At 60.2% G+C, this 22,140-nt stretch carries 20 protein-coding genes and 1 pseudogene; 14 read left to right on the top strand and 7 right to left on the bottom strand.

What is annotated here, in order from left to right; all coding sequences use genetic code 11:
* Window positions 1-29: 29 nt before the first annotated feature.
* The 10 genes from FQ668_RS14630 to FQ668_RS14585 all read left to right on the top strand — a co-directional run bounded on the left by FQ668_RS14630 (window position 30) and on the right by FQ668_RS14585 (window position 13,271).
* Window positions 30-1,829 carry an extracellular solute-binding protein gene (locus FQ668_RS14630; RefSeq protein WP_026031934.1) on the top strand — a complete coding sequence of 600 codons (1,800 nt, stop codon included), beginning with the start codon at window positions 30-32 and terminating at the stop codon, window positions 1,827-1,829.
* On the top strand, window positions 1,826-2,884 hold the full coding sequence (locus FQ668_RS14625) for a microcin C ABC transporter permease YejB (protein WP_014591070.1): 1,059 nt from the start codon (window positions 1,826-1,828) through the stop codon (window positions 2,882-2,884). The genes FQ668_RS14630 and FQ668_RS14625 overlap by 4 nt, the downstream gene beginning before the upstream one ends.
* Window positions 2,884-3,900, top strand: coding sequence for an ABC transporter permease (locus FQ668_RS14620; RefSeq protein WP_144180383.1), 1,017 nt, complete (start codon window positions 2,884-2,886; stop codon window positions 3,898-3,900). The genes FQ668_RS14625 and FQ668_RS14620 overlap by 1 nt, the downstream gene beginning before the upstream one ends.
* A 59-nt stretch (window positions 3,901-3,959) precedes the next feature.
* Window positions 3,960-5,342, top strand: a complete 1,383-nt coding sequence (locus tag FQ668_RS14615; protein WP_019438466.1) for a sigma-54-dependent Fis family transcriptional regulator — start codon at window positions 3,960-3,962, stop codon at window positions 5,340-5,342.
* A gap of 224 nt (window positions 5,343-5,566) precedes the next feature.
* On the top strand, window positions 5,567-6,958 hold the full coding sequence (locus tag FQ668_RS14610; protein ID WP_014591072.1) for a GntP family permease: 1,392 nt from the start codon (window positions 5,567-5,569) through the stop codon (window positions 6,956-6,958).
* Between the two features lie 10 nt (window positions 6,959-6,968).
* Complete coding sequence (gene hbdH / locus FQ668_RS14605; protein ID WP_019438467.1) at window positions 6,969-7,739, top strand: 3-hydroxybutyrate dehydrogenase; 771 nt, start codon at window positions 6,969-6,971, stop codon at window positions 7,737-7,739.
* A 55-nt stretch (window positions 7,740-7,794) separates the two neighbouring features.
* The gene (gene eco / locus FQ668_RS14600) at window positions 7,795-8,274 is read left to right on the top strand and encodes a serine protease inhibitor ecotin (RefSeq protein ID WP_014591074.1); all 480 of its coding nucleotides are present in this window, start codon (window positions 7,795-7,797) and stop codon (window positions 8,272-8,274) included.
* A gap of 91 nt (window positions 8,275-8,365) precedes the next feature.
* On the top strand, window positions 8,366-10,318 hold the full coding sequence (locus tag FQ668_RS14595) for an acetoacetate--CoA ligase (RefSeq protein ID WP_019438468.1): 1,953 nt from the start codon (window positions 8,366-8,368) through the stop codon (window positions 10,316-10,318).
* 87 nt (window positions 10,319-10,405) lie between these two features.
* Complete coding sequence (locus FQ668_RS14590) at window positions 10,406-10,681, top strand: peptidylprolyl isomerase (protein WP_004576651.1); 276 nt, start codon at window positions 10,406-10,408, stop codon at window positions 10,679-10,681.
* A 112-nt stretch (window positions 10,682-10,793) separates the two neighbouring features.
* Window positions 10,794-13,271: an autotransporter outer membrane beta-barrel domain-containing protein gene (locus tag FQ668_RS14585; protein WP_019438469.1), complete on the top strand. Its 2,478-nt coding sequence runs from the start codon at window positions 10,794-10,796 to the stop codon at window positions 13,269-13,271.
* Here FQ668_RS14585 and FQ668_RS14580 read toward each other — a convergent pair.
* Window positions 13,268-13,531, bottom strand: a pseudogene (locus FQ668_RS14580) (LysE family transporter); the annotation flags it as partial. The gene FQ668_RS14585 and the pseudogene FQ668_RS14580 sit on opposite strands and share 4 nt — an antisense overlap.
* Window positions 13,532-13,659: 128 nt before the next feature.
* Between FQ668_RS14580 and FQ668_RS14575 the strand changes: the two are divergent.
* The 4 genes from FQ668_RS14575 (at window position 13,660) to FQ668_RS14560 (ending at window position 17,826) form a co-directional block, all read left to right on the top strand.
* On the top strand, window positions 13,660-14,019 hold the full coding sequence (locus tag FQ668_RS14575; RefSeq protein ID WP_256677202.1) for a helix-turn-helix transcriptional regulator: 360 nt from the start codon (window positions 13,660-13,662) through the stop codon (window positions 14,017-14,019).
* A gap of 275 nt (window positions 14,020-14,294) precedes the next feature.
* Window positions 14,295-14,501, top strand: coding sequence for a hypothetical protein (locus tag FQ668_RS14570; protein WP_144180381.1), 207 nt, complete (start codon window positions 14,295-14,297; stop codon window positions 14,499-14,501).
* A 299-nt stretch (window positions 14,502-14,800) separates the two neighbouring features.
* Entirely contained in the window at window positions 14,801-16,462 is a 1,662-nt protein-coding gene (locus tag FQ668_RS14565) for an AIPR family protein (protein WP_144180379.1), read from the top strand.
* A gap of 359 nt (window positions 16,463-16,821) precedes the next feature.
* Entirely contained in the window at window positions 16,822-17,826 is a 1,005-nt protein-coding gene (locus FQ668_RS14560) for a hypothetical protein (protein WP_144180377.1), read from the top strand.
* A gap of 74 nt (window positions 17,827-17,900) precedes the next feature.
* Here FQ668_RS14560 and FQ668_RS14555 read toward each other — a convergent pair whose 3' ends face one another.
* From FQ668_RS14555 to FQ668_RS14530, 6 genes are all read right to left on the bottom strand, one after another.
* Window positions 17,901-18,695 carry a DNA adenine methylase gene (locus tag FQ668_RS14555; RefSeq protein WP_144180375.1) on the bottom strand — a complete coding sequence of 265 codons (795 nt, stop codon included), beginning with the start codon at window positions 18,693-18,695 and terminating at the stop codon, window positions 17,901-17,903.
* 151 nt (window positions 18,696-18,846) lie between these two features.
* Window positions 18,847-19,401: a lysis system i-spanin subunit Rz gene (locus FQ668_RS14550; RefSeq protein WP_144180373.1), complete on the bottom strand. Its 555-nt coding sequence runs from the start codon at window positions 19,399-19,401 to the stop codon at window positions 18,847-18,849.
* Entirely contained in the window at window positions 19,401-19,970 is a 570-nt protein-coding gene (locus FQ668_RS14545; RefSeq protein ID WP_144180371.1) for a glycoside hydrolase family 19 protein, read from the bottom strand. The genes FQ668_RS14550 and FQ668_RS14545 overlap by 1 nt, the downstream gene beginning before the upstream one ends.
* Window positions 19,971-20,007: 37 nt before the next feature.
* A complete protein-coding gene (locus FQ668_RS14540; RefSeq protein WP_144180369.1) occupies window positions 20,008-21,051 on the bottom strand; it encodes a phage late control D family protein in 1,044 nt (347 codons plus the stop codon).
* Window positions 21,052-21,111: 60 nt separating this feature from the next.
* Window positions 21,112-21,318, bottom strand: a complete 207-nt coding sequence (locus FQ668_RS14535; protein ID WP_064490571.1) for a tail protein X — start codon at window positions 21,316-21,318, stop codon at window positions 21,112-21,114.
* Complete coding sequence (locus FQ668_RS14530) at window positions 21,293-22,138, bottom strand: phage tail protein (protein ID WP_144180367.1); 846 nt, start codon at window positions 22,136-22,138, stop codon at window positions 21,293-21,295. The genes FQ668_RS14535 and FQ668_RS14530 overlap by 26 nt, the downstream gene beginning before the upstream one ends.
* Between the last annotated feature and the right edge of the window lie 2 nt (window positions 22,139-22,140).

Here is a 22,140-nt window from a genome sequence, read left to right as displayed (position 1 = left end):
AAGTATTGTGGGGGCTTGTATTTTCGTGCATGGGCTTTACGGTCCAGGCCGCTCCCACCCACGCCCTCACGGTCTACGGTGAAGACCCCCGCTACGCCGCCAGCTTCCGGCATTTCGACTATGTAAACCCCTCCGCCCCCAAGGGCGGCATCTTGCGCCGCTCGGCCATCGAGATCGGCCAGTTCGACCACATCCTCCCCTACATCGACAAAGGCATCGGTGTCAGCGAAGTCGATGGCCTGCTGTACGCGCCACTGGCGGTACGCTCTTACGATGAACCCTATACCGTTTACGGCCTGATCGCCCGGCGCATGGAGCGCGGCCCCAATGATGAGTGGCTGCGTTTCGACATCGACCCACGCGCCACCTTCGCCGATGGCAAGCCGGTGCGCGCCAAAGACGTGCGTTTCACCTTCGAACTGCTGATGAGCAAGGGCAGCCTGAAGTACCGTACCCAGTTCGCCGACGTGGCCGGCGTGACCGTAGAAAGCCTGCACAGCGTGCGATTCGACCTGAAGCCCGAGCACGGCCGCACCCTGGCGCTGGACCTCGCCAGCCTGCCGGTAATGCCCGAGCACGACTGGCAGCACCGCGACTTTGCCAACGGTGCCGGCTTCGACAAGCCGGTTGGCAGCGGGCCATACCGAATCGGGCGCATCGAAAACGGCCGCAGCATCACCTTCGAACGCGACCCGACATGGTGGGCACGTGACCTGCCGGCCAGCCGTGGCCGCTACAATTTCGACAAGCTGCGCATCGAGTACTTCGGCGACACCGAAGTGGCGCGCCAGGTACTCAAAGGCGGTGGCTACGATTACAACCGTGAGTTCTCCGCCACGGCCTACACCTTGGGCTACAAAGGTGCGCAACTGGACGACGGCCGCCTGCAGCGCGCCCACCTGGGCCCGGCCAAACCGCAAGTGGCTCAGGGTTTTGTGTTCAACCTCGACCAGCCGCAGTTCAAGGACCGCCGTGTGCGACAGGCGCTGGGTATGTTATGGGACTTCGAGTGGAGCAACCGGCAGATGATGCGCAACCTGTACATCCGCCAGCAAAGCGTGTTCTCCAATACCCCTTTGGCCGCTCGCCAGTTGCCGGATGCGGGTGAGTTGAAGCTGCTCGCCCCCTTGCGCGGCCAAGTGCCAGATGAAGTGTTCACCACGGTGTTCACCGCCCCGGTCACCGACGGCTCGGGGATCATCCGTCAACAGCAGTTGCAGGCCCTGGCCCTGCTCGAACAAGCCGGCTGGCACCCCGAAGGCGACCGCCTGGTCGATAGCCAGGGCACGCCGCTGGCGTTCACGTTCCTCAATGGCCAGGCCGGCCTTGAACGCCTGCTGCTGCCGTGGAAGCGCAACCTGGCCCAGATCGGCGTGAGCCTGAACATCCGCAACGTCGACTCGGCCCAGTACGTCAACCGGCTGATGGCGCGCGATTACGACATGATCGTCACCGGCTACCCGGTCACCCTGTCACCGGGCGCCGAGTTGTACAACTACTTTGGCTCGGCGGCCGCTCACGACCCCGGCTCGAACAACCTGATGGTCCTGCAGGACCCGGCCGTAGACCACCTGATCGACGGCCTGGTCCGCGCCGACACCCAGGCCGACATGCTGCGCCACGCCCATGCCCTGGACCGCGTGCTGCAGTGGAATTACTACTGGATACCCAACTATTACCCACCGGGCAGCTCCACCGTCTGGTGGAACCGCTTCGGCCTGCCCAAGGTCCAGGCCACCTATGACGAGGGCCTGGACACCTGGTGGGAGGTAAGCCCTACCCCGCTGACCAACGCGCAGATGGCCGAACGCCAGAAGGCCTCGCCATGACCGCTTATATCCTGCGCCGTCTGTTGCTGATCATCCCGACGCTGCTGGCAATCCTGCTGGTCAATTTCGCCATCGTCCAGGCCGCGCCGGGTGGGCCGGTGGAGCAAGCCGTGGCGCGCCTGCAGGGCATCGGTGGCGGCGCACCCGGCGCGCGAACTGAAGTGGTCCATGGCGAATCCCGGGCCACACGCGGCCTGGACCCGAAACTGATCGAAGAGATCAGGCGCCAGTATGGCTTCGACAAATCCGCCCCCGAGCGGCTTTGGTTGATGCTCGGCCAATATGCCCGGCTGGACTTTGGCAACAGCTTCTTCCGCGGCGCCAAAGTCACCGACCTGATTCTCGACAAGTTGCCGGTCACCCTGTCGCTGGGCTTCTGGGCCACGTTGATCACCTACCTGGTGTCTATCCCGCTGGGCATCCGCAAGGCGATGCGCCACGGCAGCCGCTTCGATGCCTGGAGCAGCGCGTTGATCGTGATCGGTTACGCCCTGCCTTCGTTCCTGTTCGCATTGCTGCTGATCGTCCTGTTTGCCGGCGGCACTTCGCTCAACTGGTTCCCGGTGCGCGGCCTGGTCTCGGACAATTTCGACGAGCTCAGCCTGCTGGGCAAGGTCGCCGACTACTTCTGGCACCTGGTGCTGCCGGTTGCGGCCCTGGTGATCGGTGGGTTCGCCACCCTCACGTTGCTGACCAAGAATGCCTTCCTCGACGAGGTTTCCCGCCAATACGTGGTCACTGCGCGGGCCAAGGGCCTCAGCGAACGCCGCGTGCTGTATGGCCACGTGTTGCGCAACGCCATGCTGCTGGTGGTGGCCGGGCTGCCACAGGCGCTGATCACCGTGTTTTTTGCCGGCTCGTTACTGATCGAGGTGATCTTCTCGCTCGATGGCCTGGGCCGCATGAGCTATGAGGCCGCGGTGTCGCGGGATTACCCGGTGGTGTTCGGCACGCTGTTCATCTTCACCCTGGCGGGCCTGCTGATTCGCCTGCTCGGTGACCTGTCTTACACCCTGCTCGACCCGCGCATCGACTTCGATACGAGGGCGCACTGATGCTATCGCCCCTGTCGCGTCGTCGCCTGCAACGTTTTCGCCGCCACCGCCTGGGCTGGGTGTCGCTGTGGTTGTTTGCCGGCCTTCTGCTGCTGAGCCTTTGCGCCGAACTGGTGGCCAACGACAAGCCACTGCTGCTGGGCTACAAGGGCAATGTGTACGTGCCGGCGCTCAAACGCTATACCGAGCAGCAGTTCGGCGGGCAACTGCCGTTTCAGCCCGACTACCGCAGTGCCTATGTGCGCCAACTGATCGCGGAACAGGGTGGCTGGATGCTGTTCGCACCAATCCCGTTCAGTGCCGACACACCTAATTACGACCTGCAGGTGCCCACCCCCAGCCCGCCCAGTGCCAGCAACTGGCTAGGCACCGACGACCAAGGGCGTGACGTGCTGGCGCGGGTGCTTTATGGCACGCGGGTATCGCTGCTGTTCGCCTTTGCCCTGACCGTGGTCAGTGTGCTCATTGGCGTGGCGGCGGGCGCCCTGCAAGGCTACCACGGGGGCTGGGTCGACCTGTTCGGCCAGCGCTTGCTGGAGGTATGGTCGGGGTTGCCAGTGTTGTATCTGTTGATCATCCTCAGCGGTTTCGTCGTACCGGATTTCTGGTGGCTGCTGGGGATCATGGCGCTGTTCTCCTGGTTGACCCTGGTCGACGTCGTGCGCGCCGAATTCCTGCGTGGGCGCAACCTGGAGTATGTAAAGGCAGCGCGGGCGTTGGGATTACCGGACAGTCAGGTAATGTTGCGGCATATCTTGCCCAATGCCATGAATGCCACGCTGACCTATGTGCCGTTCATGCTGACCGGGGCGATCACCACACTGACCGCGCTGGACTTTCTGGGCTTTGGCATGCCAGCGGGCAGCGCCTCGCTGGGCGAGCTGGTGACCCAGGGCAAGCAGCACCTGGAGGCGCCGTGGTTGGGCTTTACCGCGTTCTTTGCGCTGGCGGTGATCCTGTCACTGCTGGTGTTTATCGGGGATGCCTTGCGTGAGGCGTTTGACCCCCGACGATGAGTTTTCAGGCCAGGCCTTTTCGCGGGCTTGTGCCAATACATGATTCAGGATGTTCACCCATGCACGACAGCAACAGCCTCAAGGACTACCCCCAGGTACGGCAACTGGCGATCCGCTCGCTGTTCGAGATCATCGAACAGTCCAGCGAAGGCACGGTGATCGTCGACCGCCAGGCACGCATCGTCTGGATGAACGAACGCTATGCCCGACGCTTTGGCCTGGCCGACGCTGCCAGTGCCATCGGCCAACCCTGCGAAACGGTGATCCCTGGGAGCCTGATGCGCGACGTGGTGAGCAATGGCCGCCCCATCCTGCTGGACATGCTCGACACGCCGAACGAGCCATTGGTGGTCATGCGCCTGCCCATCCACGACGACCAGGGCACGCTGATCGGCGCCATCGGCTTTGCCCTGTTCGACGAACTGCGCAGCCTGTCGCCGCTGCTCAAACGCTATTCCAGCATGCAGCAGGAACTGGCCTCGACCCGCTCGCAACTGCGCGCCCGCCAGGCCAAGTACAGCTTCGCCCAGTTCGTAGGCAGCAGCGCGCCCAGCCTGGAAGCCAAGCGACGCGCCCGGCGTGGCGCCGGCAGCGATTCACCCGTATTGCTGCTGGGCGAAACCGGCACTGGCAAGGAGCTGCTGGCCCACGCCATTCACGCAGCGTCAGCACGGGCACACAAAGCTTTTGTCAGCATCAACAGCGCAGCCATCCCGGAGACGCTGCTGGAAGCCGAATTCTTCGGCACCGCGCCGGGTGCTTTTACCGGCGCCGACCGCAAAGGCCGTAGCGGCAAGCTGCAACTGGCCGAAGGCGGCACGCTGTTCCTCGACGAGATCGGCGACATGCCGCTGGCCCTGCAGAGCAAACTGCTGCGGGTGCTGCAGGAAAAGGAATACGAACCGGTCGGGTCGAACCAGATGCTGCGCAGCGATGTGCGCATCATTGCCGCCACCTCCATCGACCTGCAGGCTGCCATGGCCCGCGGGGCCTTCCGCGCCGACCTGTACTACCGGCTGAACGTGCTGCCGATCGATGTTCCGCCGTTGCGGCAACGGCTGGAGGACCTGCCCGCGCTGTGCGAGGCCATATTGGCTGAGCTGGGCAGCCAATACGAGCTGGAAGCTGAAGCGCAGCAACTGCTGGCCAGGCATGCGTGGCCGGGGAACATTCGCGAGCTGCGCAATGTGCTGGAGCGCGCGACCCTGCTGGCGGATCAGCCCCGGTTGGGGGTTGCGGACCTGCGTGCGGCATTGGGGCCATTGAGCCCGCTGGCTGAAGCGCCCGTGCGGCAGAGCTACCGTGACGCGTGCGAGGCCTTTGAACGCGACCTGATTGCCGGGGCGCTGGCCGAACAGGGAGGAAAAGTGCCAGAGGCAGCAGCAGCCTTAGGGCTGGGGCGGTCGACGCTGTACAAGAAGATGGCGGCACTCGGTCTCTAATTGGAGACTTTTGTTTCTATTTTGAGATTACAGCGAGGGCCCGCCCTTGATCACAGGCAAGCCAGCGATGGGCTGTAAAGCAGCCCCTGGCGTCTCTGAATGTAGACATAGACTTCTAACAAAACCCTTTAACCCTTACAAATCAGCCAGTTACATACTTGGCACGATTCCCGCTATCTCCTGTTCAACGATAAAAACAAGACTCACCCAGGAGACCCACCCCGATGACCGTGCTCATCGCACTCGCCGCTCTGGCCTTGCTGATGCTGGCCGCCTACCGCGGTTACAGCGTGATCCTCTTCGCCCCCATCGCCGCCCTCGGCGCTGTCCTGCTCACCGACCCTGCTGCCGTCGCCCCTGCGTTCACGGGGGTGTTCATGGAGAAAATGGTCGGTTTCATCAAACTGTACTTCCCGGTATTCCTGCTGGGGGCGGTGTTCGGCAAGCTGATCGAGCTGTCCGGCTTCTCCCGCTCGATCGTCGCCGCGGCCATCCGCCTGCTCGGCACCCGCCAGGCGATGCTGGTCATCGTACTGGTCTGTGCCCTGCTCACTTACGGCGGTGTTTCGCTGTTCGTGGTGGTGTTCGCGGTGTACCCGTTCGCCGCCGAAATGTTCCGTCAGAGCAACATCCCCAAACGCCTGATCCCGGCCACCATCGCCCTGGGCGCATTCTCGTTCACCATGGACGCCTTGCCCGGCACCCCACAGATCCAGAACATCATCCCCAGCACCTTCTTCAACACCACCGCCTGGGCCGCGCCGTGGCTGGGCCTGATCGGCACGCTGTTCGTGTTCTTTACCGGCATGGCCTACCTGCAGCGCCAGCGCAACAAGGCCCTGCGCGCCGGTGAAGGTTATGGCACCGACTTGCGCAACGAACCGGAAACCGCTGCCGACCTGAGCCTGCCCAACCCCTGGCTGGCGCTGTCGCCGCTGATACTGGTGGGGGTGATGAACCTGGTGTTCACCCACTGGATACCGCAATGGTACGGCCCCAGTCACAGCCTGCAACTGCCAGGCATGAGTGCGCCGGTACAAAGCGACGTGGCCAAACTAACAGCCATCTGGGCAGTGCAGGCAGCATTGCTGGTGGGCATCCTTATGGTCCTGGTGTGTGCCTTTGGCACCATTCGCACGCGCCTGGCCGAAGGCACCAGAAGCGCGGTGGGTGGCGCCTTGCTGGCAGCCATGAACACCGCTTCGGAATACGGCTTTGGCGCGGTAATCGCCTCGCTGCCGGGTTTTCTGGTGCTGGCCGATGCCCTGCGCGGCATCCCCAACCCCTTGGTGAACGAAGCCATCACCGTGACCTTGCTGGCCGGCATCACCGGCTCCGCTTCGGGCGGCATGAGCATCGCCCTGGCGGCCATGGGCGACACCTTCATTGCCGCCGCCCACGCGGCCGACATCCCGCTGGAAGTGCTACACCGGGTAGCCGCCATGGCCAGCGGCGGCATGGACACCCTGCCGCACAACGGCGCGGTGATCACCTTGCTGGCGGTGACAGGCCTCACCCACCGCGAGGCCTACAAGGACATTTTTGGTATTACCCTGATCAAGACCCTGGCGGTGTTCGTGGTCATCGCCACGTTCTACGCCACTGGCATCGTCTAAGGAGCATGGCATGACCCTTGAAGGCAAAACTGCACTCGTCACCGGTTCCACCAGCGGCATTGGCCTGGGCATCGCCCAGGTATTGGCCCGGGCTGGCGCCAACATCGTGCTCAACGGCTTTGGCGACCCGGGCCCCGCCATGGCGGAAATCGCCCGGCACGGGGTGAAGGTTGTGCATCACCCGGCCGACCTGTCGGATGTGATCCAGATCGAGGCCTTGTTCAACCTGGCCGAACGTGAGTTCGGTGGCGTCGACATTCTGGTCAACAACGCCGGTATCCAGCATGTGGCACCGGTTGAGCAGTTCCCGCCAGAAAGCTGGGACAAGATCATCGCCCTGAACCTGTCGGCCGTATTCCATGGCACACGCCTGGCGCTGCCGGGCATGCGCACGCGCAACTGGGGGCGCATCATCAATATCGCTTCGGTGCATGGCCTGGTCGGCTCGATGGGCAAGGCAGCCTACGTGGCAGCCAAGCATGGTGTGGTCGGCCTGACCAAGGTGGTCGGCCTGGAAACCGCCACCAGTCATGTCACCTGCAATGCCATATGCCCGGGCTGGGTGCTGACACCGCTGGTGCAAAAGCAGATCGACGATCGTGCGGCCAAGGGTGGCGATCGGCTGCAAGCGCAGCACGATCTGCTGGCAGAAAAGCAACCGTCGCTGGCCTTCGTCACCCCCGAACACCTCGGTGAGCTGGTACTCTTCCTGTGCAGCGAGGCCGGTAGCCAGGTTCGCGGCGCCGCCTGGAACGTCGATGGTGGCTGGTTGGCCCAGTGACGGGCGGCCTGGGCCTGGCGACGGTCCCGCATTCGTTTATCAGCAAGGAGGCCTTATGCGCCCTACCCCAATGACCGCGATTCTGGCCCTGAGCCTGGCCGCCGCCGCACCTGCGATGGCCGCCAGCCTGAAGGACATCGCGCCCTACCCCGAGGCGGAAAAAGGCTTTACCCGGCAGGTTATCCACCTGCCGGCACAGGCCGACGAGTCGGCTTATAAACTGGAAATCCTCGCTGGCAAGACGCTGCAGGTCGACTGCAATCGTCAGCGCCTGGGCGGCAACCTTGAAGCACGCACCCTGGAAGGCTGGGGCTACAATTACTACCGCCTGGACAACGTCAGCGGCCCGGCCAGCACGCTGATGGCCTGCCCGGACGGCAAGAAGACCGAGGCCTTCGTGCCGGTGGTCGGCGATGGCTTCCTGCTGCGCTACAACAGCAAGCTGCCGGTGGTGGTGTATGTGCCCAAGGATGTCGAAGTGCGCTACCGCGTGTGGGCGGCATCGCAGGATGTGCAGAAGGCTAAAGTAGAGTAAGCAGGACCGCTTTCTCGGCAGGGTCAGCCTCTTCGCAACACAAGGCTGATCCTGCCCTGAGCCTGCTTTGTTCCGGTAAAGGAGATTCGGCATGAACGATGTGCTCTGGCGCCCGTCCACAACGCAGATCGAGGCCAGCCGGATGGATGCCTTCCGCCGCCGGGTCAACCTGCGCTACAACCTGCAACTCAACGACTACCAGGCCCTGCACGCCTGGAGCATCGAACAGCGGCCCGCCTTCTGGCAAACCCTTGCCGAGTACTTCCACGTGCATTGGCATACCCCGCCCAGCCAGGTGCTCAGCGAAGGGCCGCAAATGCCCGATGCACAGTGGTTCGTCAATGCCACCCTGAACTTTGCCGAACACCTGCTGCGCCGCCGTGACGACCGCCCGGCCGTGGTCGCCGTACGCGAAGACGGCCAACGCGAAGTGTTCACCCATGCCGAACTGGCCGCACAGGTGGCCGGGCTGCAAACGGCATTCAAGGCTGCAGGTATCGTCCCGGGCGACCGGGTAGCTGCCATCATGCCCAATACCTGGCAAACACTGGTGGCCATGCTCGCCTGCACCAGCCTTGGCGCGGTCTGGTCTACCTCTTCGCCCGAGTTCGGCGTGCATGGCATCATCGACCGCTTCGGCCAGATCGAACCCAAGCTGCTGATCGTCTGCGCCGGTTACGAGTATGCTGGCAAGGCCATCGATCAGGTGACCAAGGTCAACCAGGTGTGTGCGCAGTTGCCGGGCCTGGAGCAGCTTATCGTGGTGCCCCACACCCGCAAAGGCACGCGTGCCGACGAATTCCAGGCAGCCAACGTCAGCCTGTGGGATGACTTCTTCCAGCCCGGCGGCGAGCCCCGTTTCACTCCGCTGCCGTTCGACCACCCGCTGTACATCCTCTATTCCAGTGGCACCACCGGCGTGCCCAAGTGCATTGTCCATCGCGCCGGAGGTGTGCTGTTGCAACACCTCAAGGAACACGGCCTGCACAACGACCTGAAGGCCGATGACGTGCTGTTCTACTACACCACCTGCGGCTGGATGATGTGGAACTGGCTGGCCAGCGGCCTGGCGGTGGGTGCCACGCTGGTGCTGTACGACGGCTCGCCGTTCCACCCAGGCCCCGGGCGCCTTCTGGACCTGATAGAGGCCGAGGGTATCCACGCTTTCGGTACCAGCGCCAAGTACCTGGCGGCACTGGAGCAGGCAGGCCTGGAACCTGCCACCAGCCACTGCCTGACCAGCCTGCGGCTGCTGCTGTCCACCGGTTCGCCGCTGTCACCACACAGCTATGACTATGTGTACGACAAGATCAAGGCCGACCTGTGGCTCGTGTCCATGTCGGGCGGTACGGATATTGTCTCCTGCTTCGTGCTGGGCAACCCGACCCTGCCTGTGCGTCGTGGCGAAATCCAGTGCAAGGGCCTGGGTATGGCGGTGGAGGTGTGGAACGAGCAGGGTCAGCCTGTGGTGGACGAAAAAGGCGAGCTGGTGTGCACGCGCAACTTCCCCTCGATGCCACTCGATTTCTGGAACGACCCGGACGGTCGCCGTTACCACGATGCTTACTTCAGTCAGTTTCCGGGGGTGTGGGCCCAAGGCGACTACGCCGAGCAGCGTGCCAGCGGGGGCATGGTGATCCACGGTCGCTCCGACGCCGTGCTCAACCCGGGCGGTGTGCGCATTGGCACGGCGGAGATCTACCGCCAGGTGGAAAAGGTCGAACAGGTTGTGGAAAGCGTGGCCATCGGCCAAGACTGGAACGGGGATGTGCGGGTGGTGCTGTTCGTGCGCCTGCACGACGGCCTGCAGCTGGATGAAGCCCTGCGCCAGCACATCCGCCAGGTGATACGCCAGTACACCACGCCCCGCCATGTGCCGGCGGTGATCGCCCAGGTCAGCGACATACCGCGCACCATCAGTGGCAAGCTGGTGGAACTGGCGATTCGCGATGTGGTGCATGGGTTGCCGGTGAAAAACACCGATGCCCTGGCCAACCCGGAAGCGCTGGAGCAGTTTCGCGATCGCGCTGAGCTGAAGAGCTGACATTCATCGCGGCCAGTTGGGCGCGATCGCTTCAACGGGATTCAATCAGGCATAATGCCGCCTTTTTCCCCGATGCACAGGTAGCCCATGAAAGCCCAAGCCCGCCACATACTGGTCAAGACCGCTGACGAAGCCGAAAAGCTCAAGCAGCGCATCGCCAACGGCGAGGCTTTCGACGTGCTCGCGAAAAAGTGCTCTCTTTGCCCATCGGGCAAGCGCGGTGGTGACCTGGGCGAAATTCGCCCCGGGCAGATGGTCGGCGCCATCGACCAGGTAATCTTCAAGAAGCCTTTGCGTGTGGTACACGGGCCGATCAAGAGCAAATTCGGCTACCACCTGGTGCAAACGTTCTACCGCGACTAACGCGCTAGCCCTTTGCCACCTGACATTTTTGCCAGTTGTGGTCGTGACGCACTCCTCTATACAACCCCGGTAACCCTGTGCACCACGCGTGGTGCGCAGGTCTCCCTGGAGAATGGAGGATTTCCTGATGCGTCTACGCCTGATGCTGACCCTGGGTTCGCTCCCGCTGCTGGGCATGGCCTCGCCCGCTGCACACGCGGCTTGTACCTTCTCACCCGGCCCGGGTAACGACACCTACACCTGTGACAGCGGCACTGCGCCCTCGCTGGTGGACACCAGCGGCGATAACCGCCTGGTATTCCCGGCATCCGGTAGCGGCGCCATTACCGGCGACGTAACCTTCGGCGCCGGCAGAGACAGCATCGACATGGCCTCTGGCAGCGTCGGCGGAAACGTCAACCAAGGCGCTGGCATCGATGACTTCGTCATGAGCGGCGGCGTCATCGAAGGCAACCTCAACCAGGGTGATGGCCTGGACACCTTTCACATGAGCGGCGGCTGGATCAAGGGCACGTTCGACAGCGGCGACTATGCCGAAATGGACGACGGGCGTATCGGCAACGTCAACATGCGGCTGGACGAGAACACCTTCATCATGCGTGGCGGCAACGTCGACCGGAACGTCATCACAGCCTTCGACAAGGACTACATCGAAGTCTTCGATGGCAACATCGGCGGCAACATAAGCGTCAGCGGTAGCGACGACCAGGTGCTGGTGCACGGTGGCCAGGTTGGCGGCGATGTGTTGCTGAGCTCTGGCAACGACCGCTTCACCTGGGACGGAGGCCGTATTGTCGGGCGCGTGGATGCCGGCCCTGGTGATGACACGGCACTGCTCAAAGGCCTTACGCCCGAGGTGCTGAGTATCACGTTGGACGGCGGCGAAGGTAACGACAGCCTGACGTTCGATGCCAGCCAGCCGGCAGGCGGTGCCCACTATGTGAACTGGGAACGCGTGGCGCTGAACAACGGCAGCCGGCTGGCACTGGATGACACGCTGGTACTGGGCGATAGCAACAGCGGCACGGGCAGCCTCACCCTCGACGCCAGCAGCAGCATCACTTCACGCCAAGGGGTGATCACCGCGTTTGTCCCAGGCCAGCGCACCTCGGTCAGCAACGCAGGTACACTTGACCTCACAGCCGGCAATGATGCCATGGGCCGCTTGCGCATCGAGGGCGATTACACCGGCCACAACGGCACCCTGCGCCTGAACAGCGTGCTGGCCGGCGATGGCGCTGCTTCCGATCGCCTGGTGATCAGCCGCGGCGCCATCGCCGGCTCTACCCAGGTGCTCATCAACAACCTCAACGGCGCAGGTGCGGCGACTGCGCAGAACGGCATCCAGGTGGTCGAAGCCCGTGACGGCGCCACCAGCACGGCCACCGCCTTTGTGCAGACCCAGACGCTATCGGCCGGTGCCTACGACTATCGGCTGTTCAAAGGGGGCGTCACTGCCGGCAGTGAAAACAGCTGGTACCTGCGCTCGACGCTGGTTGCGCCACCCGCTCAGCCCCCTGTGCCGGCACCGGGCGAGCCACCCGTGATCGCCCCGGCCGTCACTCCGCCCGTCGCTGCGCCAGCGCCCGGCCAGGCCGAGCTGCCTGCGCCGGTGCAGGGCCAGAGCCTGCCGCTGTACCGCCCCGAGGTCCCGGTTTATGCCGCAGCGCCGCGGGGTGCCGCGATCATCGCCCGTCAGGCACTGGGCACCTTCCACCAACGCCAGGGCGACCAGCTGTTACTGCAGGGTGAAAGCGCCATGCCCGCCAGCTGGGGGCAAGCCTACGGCGGCACGCTGCGCCAGCAATGGAGCGGCACGGTCAGCCCGAGCCTGGACGGCGACCTGTACGGTTTCAAGGTGGGCCAGGACCTGTATGCCAAGGTTGGCGACAACGGTTACCGCCAGCATGTTGGTATCTACGTAAGCCATAGCCGCCTGGACGCCGACGTCAAAGGGTTTGCCCTGGCCGTTCACGACCGCAGCGTGGGCGACCTGAAGCTCGATGGCGACAGCGTGGGCACCTACTGGACGCTGGTCGGGCCACAGGGCGCGTACCTGGACGCGGTGTTGCAATACACCCGCCTGGATGGCCGCGCCCGCTCCGATCGTGGCGACACGCTGAACGTCGACGGCCACGCCTGGACAGCTTCACTGGAATCGGGCTACCCCATCACCCTGTCCGAGCGCTGGCGCGTGGAACCGCAAGCTCAGCTGATTGCGCAAAAGGTCGCGCTGGACAGCGCCAGCGACAGCGTCTCGCGCATCAGTCATGACGCCCAGGTCGAGCTGACCGGCCGCCTGGGCCTGCGCCTGGAGGGTGCGTTCACGGGAAGCAGCGGGCGCCTGTTGCAGCCCTATGCGCAGGTCAACCTGTGGCACGGCGACGGTGGGCGCGACACCTTGAGCTTCGATGACGCAGACAAGATCAAGACCGATTACCGCTATACCTCAGTGCAACTGGAAAGCGGTGTGGTAGCGCAGGTCAACGAAGCGCTGAGCCTGCATGGCGGCGTGCAGTACACCGCCAACCTGGACAGCCGCCAGCAGGAAGCCAGCGGCGTCAACCTGGGCGTGCGCTGGCAGTTCTAGCGGCGCGCAGCCAACAGACCAAGGCCCGCGCAACCCAGCAAGGACGCGCTGACCCGGTTGAACATCCGGCGTGGGCCGGGCTGGCTGAACCAGCGCTGCATGTAGGCGCCCAGGCCTGAGTAGATGGCAATGGCCGCCCATTCCAGCAGCAGGAACAACGCACCCAGCCAAAGGAACTGCTCACTCACCGGGGTGCTGCTACCGACCGAGACGAACTGCGGCAGGAAGGCGGTGAAGATCAGGATGGCCTTGGGGTTACCTAACGAATCGCAATATATATTACATATAACCACACCGCCCTCTCGAAAACCGGACTTTAACTGGGGCCATTGCCCTAGATGGCTTCCCCGTTATACTGTATGCACATACAGCATAACGAGTAGTGACCATGACGGCCGACATCATTAGCTTCCCGATACAGACCAAGGAAGAAGGGATCCCGAAAGAAATGGAAGAATTTTTCGCCGACCTTCCCTTAGGGTTCCGTTCAGAGCACTGCGAACCTTCACGCCTAGCCCTTGAATGGAGTGTAGAAGCACTGGCATTTCGTTCGGGCGTTTCGCCAGAAGCGATCCGTAGAGTCGAGCTCGGGAATGAGCTGCGGCGCGTCACAATGCAGGCGCTCGCTTTTGCTCTTGAAGCGGAAGGGCTCATTTTCTTCCCTGGGCACCCTCCCCTGCGTTCTGATGACTGCCGAGGCGCTACAGCTGATCCCAGAACCAGAGGCGACTACCACTTGATCGAATAATAGAGCGATCAAAGGTTAGGCGGGCCAACCGGACTTTAGCTGAGCTACCCGGCTCGCCTTTTTTCAACGCTACAACCTTCCACGATAGCCGAACCGCAGCTGCACGGAGCCTAACAAACGGGATAGGGATTTGAACCCGCCCGGGAGTCTCGGTAGGCCTCTGGAGGCCAGCACAAACGACAATTCTGGCTTTAGCGGACGGCCTGTATAGGCCTCACACGCCCTAGGATTTGCCCTAAAATTGCCCTAAGAATTCCCGTATCTGGAGCATGCGCATGGATGACCAAGCATCAACCACAGCCGACACCCTTGAGTTGTTGCATCTGAACCAGGTCGCCATCAGAGCGGCTCTGGAGGAGCTCTCGCTATGGGTAAGCCATCGCGGCTCAGTCCACATACATGAAAACGTCATGGCCGCGTTAGCGACCCTCGATACCCATGCTGAGGCAATTTCATCCGGGGTAGAACGCTTACGGACATGAGCAATCGCGCAGGCAGCGCCGGCTTCAGCGCACCGCAGACAGAATCTAGAGATGATCAGCGCCGATAATGGATTGGGCACGCTCTATCGCAAGCAGCATATACAAAGGCCGGCTTACAAAGCCATAGACATGCAAGCATACAAATTTTGGATCACCCGAATGTTATGGAGCCGTTCCTAGGCTGCGTAGGACTGGGCTCCAGATCCGCACAACCCAGATTACCCCACAAACCTAGATTCACTGTCACCGGCGATTAGGATAAGCTCGCTCGCAACACCCTGGCTTGCAGAGGACGCGCTATGACTCCAGACGAACTTAAGTACCCCAGCCTTCAAAAAATACTCGGCACATACGAGGCAAAAGGGAGGGGCGAATCCATAGCGTTCCTGAACTGGTTTTTGGAGAATATTTTCAGGCTTGATCCAGTCGATGCCGACGACGCTGTGTGTGACCGGCCTAACGATCGGGGCATCGATGGAATTTATGTTGATCACACAAAGCAAGAAATAATTATCCTACAGGGAAAACTAAAACAAAAAGAATCTTCGATCGGCGATGCGCCCCTGCGCGAGCTTGCAGGAACCATAAGCCAACTTGACACCCCTGAATCGGTACAAGCCCTTTTAGACGGGGGCGCAAACCAAGAACTCAAGACCGCCCTCACCCGAAATAAAATTAAGGAGCTTATCGCCAACGGCTATACGGTAATTGGTGCTTTTATCTGCAACCAACCACTGGACGTCAACGGCGAGGAATTCTTAAAGCAGCACAATGCAATGAGGGTTTATGATCGAAACGTTATCGCTAGCGAATACATCGACATAAACAAAGAGGCAGGTGTTCAAGGTTCATTTTCCTTCGATACATCCTACGTTTCACCAATGACAATCAATACTGGCTCCGAAGTAGTAACCTACATACTTCCAGTTCAAGCCGTCGAACTTGTTAAGCTAGCGGGCATTGACGACGGATCCTTATTTTCGCAGAACGTACGTCATTCGCTCGGCAACACTAAGGTCAACAAGGCGTTGCGCGAGAGTGTTTTAGACAAATCCGAGCACGAAAACTTTACCCTTTATCATAACGGTGTAACGATCCTGTGCACCGACGCACACCCTGACGGCGAGACGCTTGTAATCACGAACTATGTAGTCGTTAATGGCGCTCAAAGCATCTCAACATTCAGAAAATCGATGGACCATCTAAGCCAAGATTTGCGAGTTCTTGCGAAGATCATAAAAATCGAAGATCCAACGCTTGCCAAAAAAATCACGATTAACAGCAACAATCAGAACGCCATCAAACCTAGGGACCTCAAGTCAAACAACGAGGTCCAAGTTCGACTACTTGAAGAATTCCAAAAAGTAGAAGGGGGCGCATACGCCTATGAAATCAAGCGCGGTCAAGAAATAAAGGCTGGCAAGGAAATAATCACTAACGAGGAAGCCGGTCGCCTACTCTTGGCGTTTGACCTTTTAGAGCCCGAGTCATGCCATCAGGTTTACAAACTATTTGATGACAAATATAACGATATTTTTGCAAGACCCGCCGTGACAGCACACAGAATAATCTTCTTGCAAAAAATCATGGAAGTAATTATTCGAGCAACCGAAAAAATCAAATACAAACCGCTCTCCAAATACGGACTGACAAGATTTTTTTTACTGTCGACAATTGCAGACCTCATGCGCTCCGACGCACAATCAACTGAAATCATTAAACACCCAAAAACCCTTTTTGATTCGAAAAACCTTAATAAGTTCTTAGAGTCCATCGAAGAAGTTTTAGACTCCCTAATCATTGACCTAAACTTTGAAGTAGAAAGCGCAGGCGATCAGTTCGACTACAAAGGCGATTTGAAGAGCCCTGCGAAAATTCGGGAGTTGCGTGGAAAACTTCGCCGCAGTTACGAAAAAGATGTAGCACGAGGCAAAGCAAAAGCATTGTCCGAGCTGATATAAAAATACCCCGATTGTGCTGTATGGGGCGGGCCTCGCTCGCCCCGACATCTAGCGTTTAGAGAGCTTATCGACAACGTCACAAGTCAGAGGGTTGGCCAAGCTGGACGCCGACCCACAACCGTAAAATACTCCGACCACTCCGTGTTTAGCTGGCATCGAAAGATTCACCCATCGGGCGAGTCATAGATCCAGCTCAATTGCTCATGCTCGTCCTGCAGTCTCGAATAAAAGCGTTCTATCTGTAAACATCCACCCCAAATAGGCTTCAGCAACCGCTTGCTTTGGTCTATTCTAGCTCTGCACGCCAATGCCCACCACGCGCCCCTTAACTAACAAGCCAGATATTTTGGAGCATTCGAATGGGACAAGTGAAGATTGAAATTCCTAGAAACACAATAATTAAACGCTACTTATCCTATGAAAATCTCGAACGACTAATAAAAAACCAATCACTCTATTTTTCACGATTCGACAAATTTGAGGACCATCTGGAAGGCGGCATAAATAGACGAAATTACCACAATATCAGCAATTCAGTCTCCGTCCTTGACCTAGCCATCCAGAGATGGCCAGGGACCGCTCCCCGCACGGTAGAAGAATCTAACACTCTAGTAAGCATCAGTACCGCAATCCTTGATGAAACTTTCCCTTCGATTCTTGGTCACCAAAAGAAGATAGATGGCGACGCGTTCATAAAGAACATCACCTCATGGCTTTATGCTAGCTGCTGGACTGATTTAAGACATGAATGCCAAGCAATGTGGCAGCTATACGGAAGCTCCGGGAGCAACTGTCGCCATGAAAACGGCTGTCAAGAATGTGCAATCACACTAGGGAAATCAGTATGCATCGAGACCACTGTCGGTGCCGTTGTGGACAACCTAGAGATCGCCGAAGGTTATAATCTTACTATCAACAAAATTGAATATCTCGACCATCGAACCTCGCAGTTTCATGAAGACGATCTAGTAATGCGCCCTTACTTCTCTAAGGCGCTGCACTTCAGTTACGAAAACGAGGTCCGCTTTATGCTTTGGCCGGACAGTAATAAAATCAAATTCTCCTACAAACACAACCAAAGCACGATTAACGACCAACATTACCAGCAGCTAAGGATTAAGGACCTAAACAGCTTTATTCATAGGGTCGTCCTCGCGCCGCCGCCTCCCAGCAAAATATCCAATGCTCGGAGCCTGCACCTAACACATTACGACTCCGAACTAGGCCTAGAAGACAAACTTTCAAATAAAGAACTAAGAGCTCAAATCGAAAAACTCTTCAGAACATACAGCCTAGCCATTAGAATTACTGAATCCGATCTAATCCAAACAGCCACCACCGACTGCTATACACTCTCGAAATAATTTTCTACCGTGAAATAGACGGAGCGATACCAGTGTACTTGGCACTGTTCTTACTGCTCCGTCGCATCAAAGTTCTAGAACAAGCCGCCTAGTGAGGAAGGTTGCCAGTTCATGGTCACCAGCTCGCCCGTAACTTCTGCCTTGCCTTGTCGCTGGTTTGTATTGCTGTAGCGGATATCCAGACATTCGAAGTGGAAGCCGTCGAAAGTACGCCGGATTTCCGGGTGGTCATTGATACTGACCATCACCCTGCCCTTGCACCGACGCATGAATTCGGCCATGCGCTCGTACTCCTCGAACGGGAAATCCACGCCATAGCCGGCGGTCTGCCAGTACGGCGGATCCATGTAGAAGAACGTGTGCGCTCGATCGTAGCGCTCGGCGCAGGCGAGCCAGGACAGGTTCTCGACGTAGGTGCCGGCGAGACGCTGCCAGGCGGCGGAAAGGTTCTCCTCGATGCGCAGCAGGTTGATGGCCGGCCCAGTGGTGGCGGTACCGAACGTTTGCCCAGTGACCTTGCCACCAAACGCGTGCTGCTGAAGGTAGAAGAACCGGGCGGCGCGCTGGATGTCGGTCAAGGTTTCAGGGCGCGTCATCTTCTGCCACTCGAAGATCTGCCGGGAGCTGAGCGCCCATTTGAACTGGCGCACGAACTCTTCCAGGTGGTTCTGCACAACGCGGTAGAGGGTGACCAGGTCACCGTTGAGATCGTTCAGCACCTCCACTGGGGCGGGCTGAGGACGCATGAAGAACAATGCGGCACCGCCGGCGAAGACTTCAACGTAACACTCATGAGGGGGAAAGAGGGGGATCAAGCGGTCGGCCAGGCGGCGTTTGCCACCCATCCAGGGAATAATTGGAGAGGTCATAGGTATGCAAGTCTTTACTGTATGGATAAACAGGTGTTAGGCTCGCCGCGCTTTGTGCACAAGGCAGAGGCCACGGCTGGACTTGCAGGAAGGGTCTGCGGGTTCGGCGGGCCGAGCTGGATGTTGGCGCATCCACCCGGCTCGCCTCTTTTCATTTGATGACTTCGCGGACGTAGGCCTGGCAGGCCTTCAGTGCGATCAGTCCTCGGTCACCGTCGTCGGTGATGCCGACAATTCGTTGAGCATGCGCTGGGTCAAGTTGGGCGCGAACGGCTCCATGAACCACGCCTCCGGTGCCGGCGGCTTCTCGCACCCCACGGTCACTACCCGGGGCGGCAAAGGCTCCGGCGTCGACAAGGACTGACAGCCGCAAGTCACTAGTAGCCAGCCTGTCACGCAGGCGAGCTTGAATCTGTTGTGCATCGTTCATCTCCTTCCAATGTGTTTTGCCCTGCTCCTGCAGGCGATCCTCCAGGTCTTTGCGCTGACTTTTCTGTTCAGCCAAATGCTCCAGGGCTGCAGCTGCAGCTTCCTCACGCTCACGACCGTAAGCCCGATCCTTATCTGCCAACTGCTGGACATAATCTGCAGCCTGGTCAGCCAACCGCTTTCCGTACTCGCTGGCCTGCCAAACCCACGCCCCACGCCCGCCGGCATAGAGCCCGATCGCCACGGCCAGAAGTGCGATACGCCAATTCAGCGGCATTACTGCAGCACCTCCAGCGCACGCTTGTAGAGCGCCTGGCGATCCTTCAATCCGTTCAGGCCACCATTGATACGGCGCGTGATCAGCTCGAACACCGAGTCATCGGCCTGCAGCACCTTGTCAGCGAGGCTATTGAGCCCTGCCCGCTGCCAGTACCAGCCGGCCGACAGCGAGGCGTAGACGGGCTGCTCGAGCAGGTCGGGGGTGTTGAGCAAGCGGCTGTCACCGAACAGCGCTTCGCTGCAGGCTTCGTAGTTGTCCCGGCCGGTGATCTGAATGAGCCCACGGCCACGGTACCGCTGACCGTCGCCGTCAGCCGCCGGAGTATTGCCAAGGCGCTCCGCCAGCCGCCCGGTGTCGTACTTGGCCAAGTAGGCATCGTTACCGAGCTCTCGCACATACTGCAGTTGGCCCGACTCATGGCCGACTTGCGCAAGGAACGCCGCCATACGCCGAGGGGTGATGATCGAGTACTTGCCCATGGTTGCGTTGAGGCCAGGAACAAAAACGCCGGCTTTTCGGCCGGCGTTGGGGAGGATCTGTTGCAACTGTTGAACTGAGATAGCCATTGATTTCTCCAGTGATGGCCGTGTGCGGCCATGAGGGTTAAAGCTGCTCAACCTTGAGCGGCTTGTCGTCTTTCTTTTTCTTGCCTGAGGCCTTGGCCTTGCCCTTCTTGCCGCCGTTACACTCCACGGTCGTCGTCCACCCGCTGGCCGTGAACACTTGCTCCACGCTTTCCACCAGGTACTCGCCATCGAGCCCCACCTTGAAGCCCTGGGCATTCACCATGCACTCCGCGAACAGGTCGTGCCGGCCCGCCATCTCCAGGCGCACGCCGGCGGTGCTGCGGTTGAACGCGGCCAGCCGCGCCTTGGCGGCCTGTGTGGCAGCAGTCTCGTTGGGGTAGATATGGCGGTCGGTGTGAACCGGGGGCAGGCCGTCCGGCGATTCGTCGTTGTCCAGCTGGACCACTTTCAAAGCACCGGTTTTCTGATCCTGGTGCTGGGTTTTCACGGCTTTCTGCGTGCTGCGGTCGCTTAGCCGGAACTGGTAGCGGGAGACGTCCGTCTTGTTGACGGTGATGACCTGCAGTGACTTGCCCGAAGCGCTCTTCCCACCCTGCCGGGGCATCACCAGCAGCTTGCCTTGGGCAACCTTGGCCGTGCTGTCGTACTGCCGCGCCAAGCGCGTGACAAAGTTGAAGTCCGACTCGTTGCGCTGATCGATCCGCTCTACCTTCGTCGTGACCGGGCACACCACTTCCCAGCCGTTGCGCTTGGCGATTTCAGTGACAATCTCGGACAGCGGCACATTCTCCCAGCTGCCGCTACGGGTGGTCTTACCGCTGCCACGCATGTCGCTGGCCTTGCCGCGAATGGTCAGCTCATCAGGCGGACCAGACAACTGCACTTCGTCGACCGTATAGGCGCCCATGCGCTTTAGCGGTTGCCCCTCGTAGCCCAGTAGAACCTCCACCACACCACCCCGGGCAGGCAACGCAACTACCTGGTCGCGATCGTCAATGCGCAGCTCAAACTCATCCGACTCCATGCCAGGCTTGTCCGAGATCCGCAGCAACAGCAAGCGGTCATTGATCAGCGCGGTGATTTCCTTGCGGTCCGCGATGATTCGATACGTCGGTTTCATGCTTACTCCAGAAACAGGAAGCCCCGCACGGGGCGGGGCTTCGTTACGCATAGCGCGGGATCAGTCGAACAGCTGCAGTAGCTCGACCGCCGGCGCCGACAGATCGGGCAGCATTATCAGCAGGCCGGCGCGGTAAGGCTGTGCCTCCCTGGCTAAATCTGGGTTGGCATCGAGCACTGCCTCGACCGTGCCATTGAGATTCCCGTAATGGTGCTGACAGATCACATCGAGCAGATCTCCGTCAGACGTTCTGCAGGTCGTTGCCATAGCTCACAAATTCCAGGTTGAAGGCCTGTTTACGGGGGATGCCACCAGCCAGCAGGTGGCTTTGCTCCTCTTCGATATTGACCAGGCACCAATCGCCCAGCACCTCGCCGTACCCCGTGACCAGCTTCAGCGCTTGCAGGTTGCGACCGATGCTACGCAGCACGCCCAGTTGCTTGATGCCACCTTTGTGGTGGGGGAAGATCGCGCCCTTGAGCGTTATCTTGTCCTCGCCCAAGCCCACTGCCTGCTGGGCGACGCTCCGCCGCAGACGCTCTTGGCCAGCCCAACGGAACGACGTCTGACGCCTCAACTCATCAAAGGCGGCGGTGCCCAGGTTGAAGTAATACGGCTGTTTCTTCGGATCGTGCGGCTGGATGATCAGCAAGTGCGGGTAAGGAGCGACCGCCTCAGGTAACGGAGTGGCCGAACCCAGCAGCCCGCCGGTCGGTAGCACGTTGGACAGTGACGGGCTGACCAGCCCCGCCACCCGGCCGGCCTGTGCTGTGACCTTGGCCGCCATTTGTTTGAAAGTACCGAGCCGCTCCTGCACCTGAGTAGCGCCGGTGACTCCTCGGCTATACATCGAAGCCACCTGCCCCACCTGAGACTGTGCCACGTTGATACTGCGCACTATCCGGCCAAGCTTCGCACCGGCCTCAGGCCCCACGAACGGGACGTTTTCCAGCTCCGAGGCGGCCCCCGTGATGCTGCCGACAGCGCTATTGAGTGGGGACAGCATGCCATCCACCCCCTTGCGCCCGGCCTCCCCCGCTGAAACCAGCCCGGACAGGGAAGACTCCAGTTGCTCCATGTAGGCCATAG

This window comes from Pseudomonas sp. Kh14, from assembly GCF_900291005.1.
Lineage (GTDB): Bacteria > Pseudomonadota > Gammaproteobacteria > Pseudomonadales > Pseudomonadaceae > Aquipseudomonas > Aquipseudomonas alloputida.
Note: the sequence above shows the minus strand (reverse complement) of the source record. Positions and strands in the feature narration are given on the sequence as shown.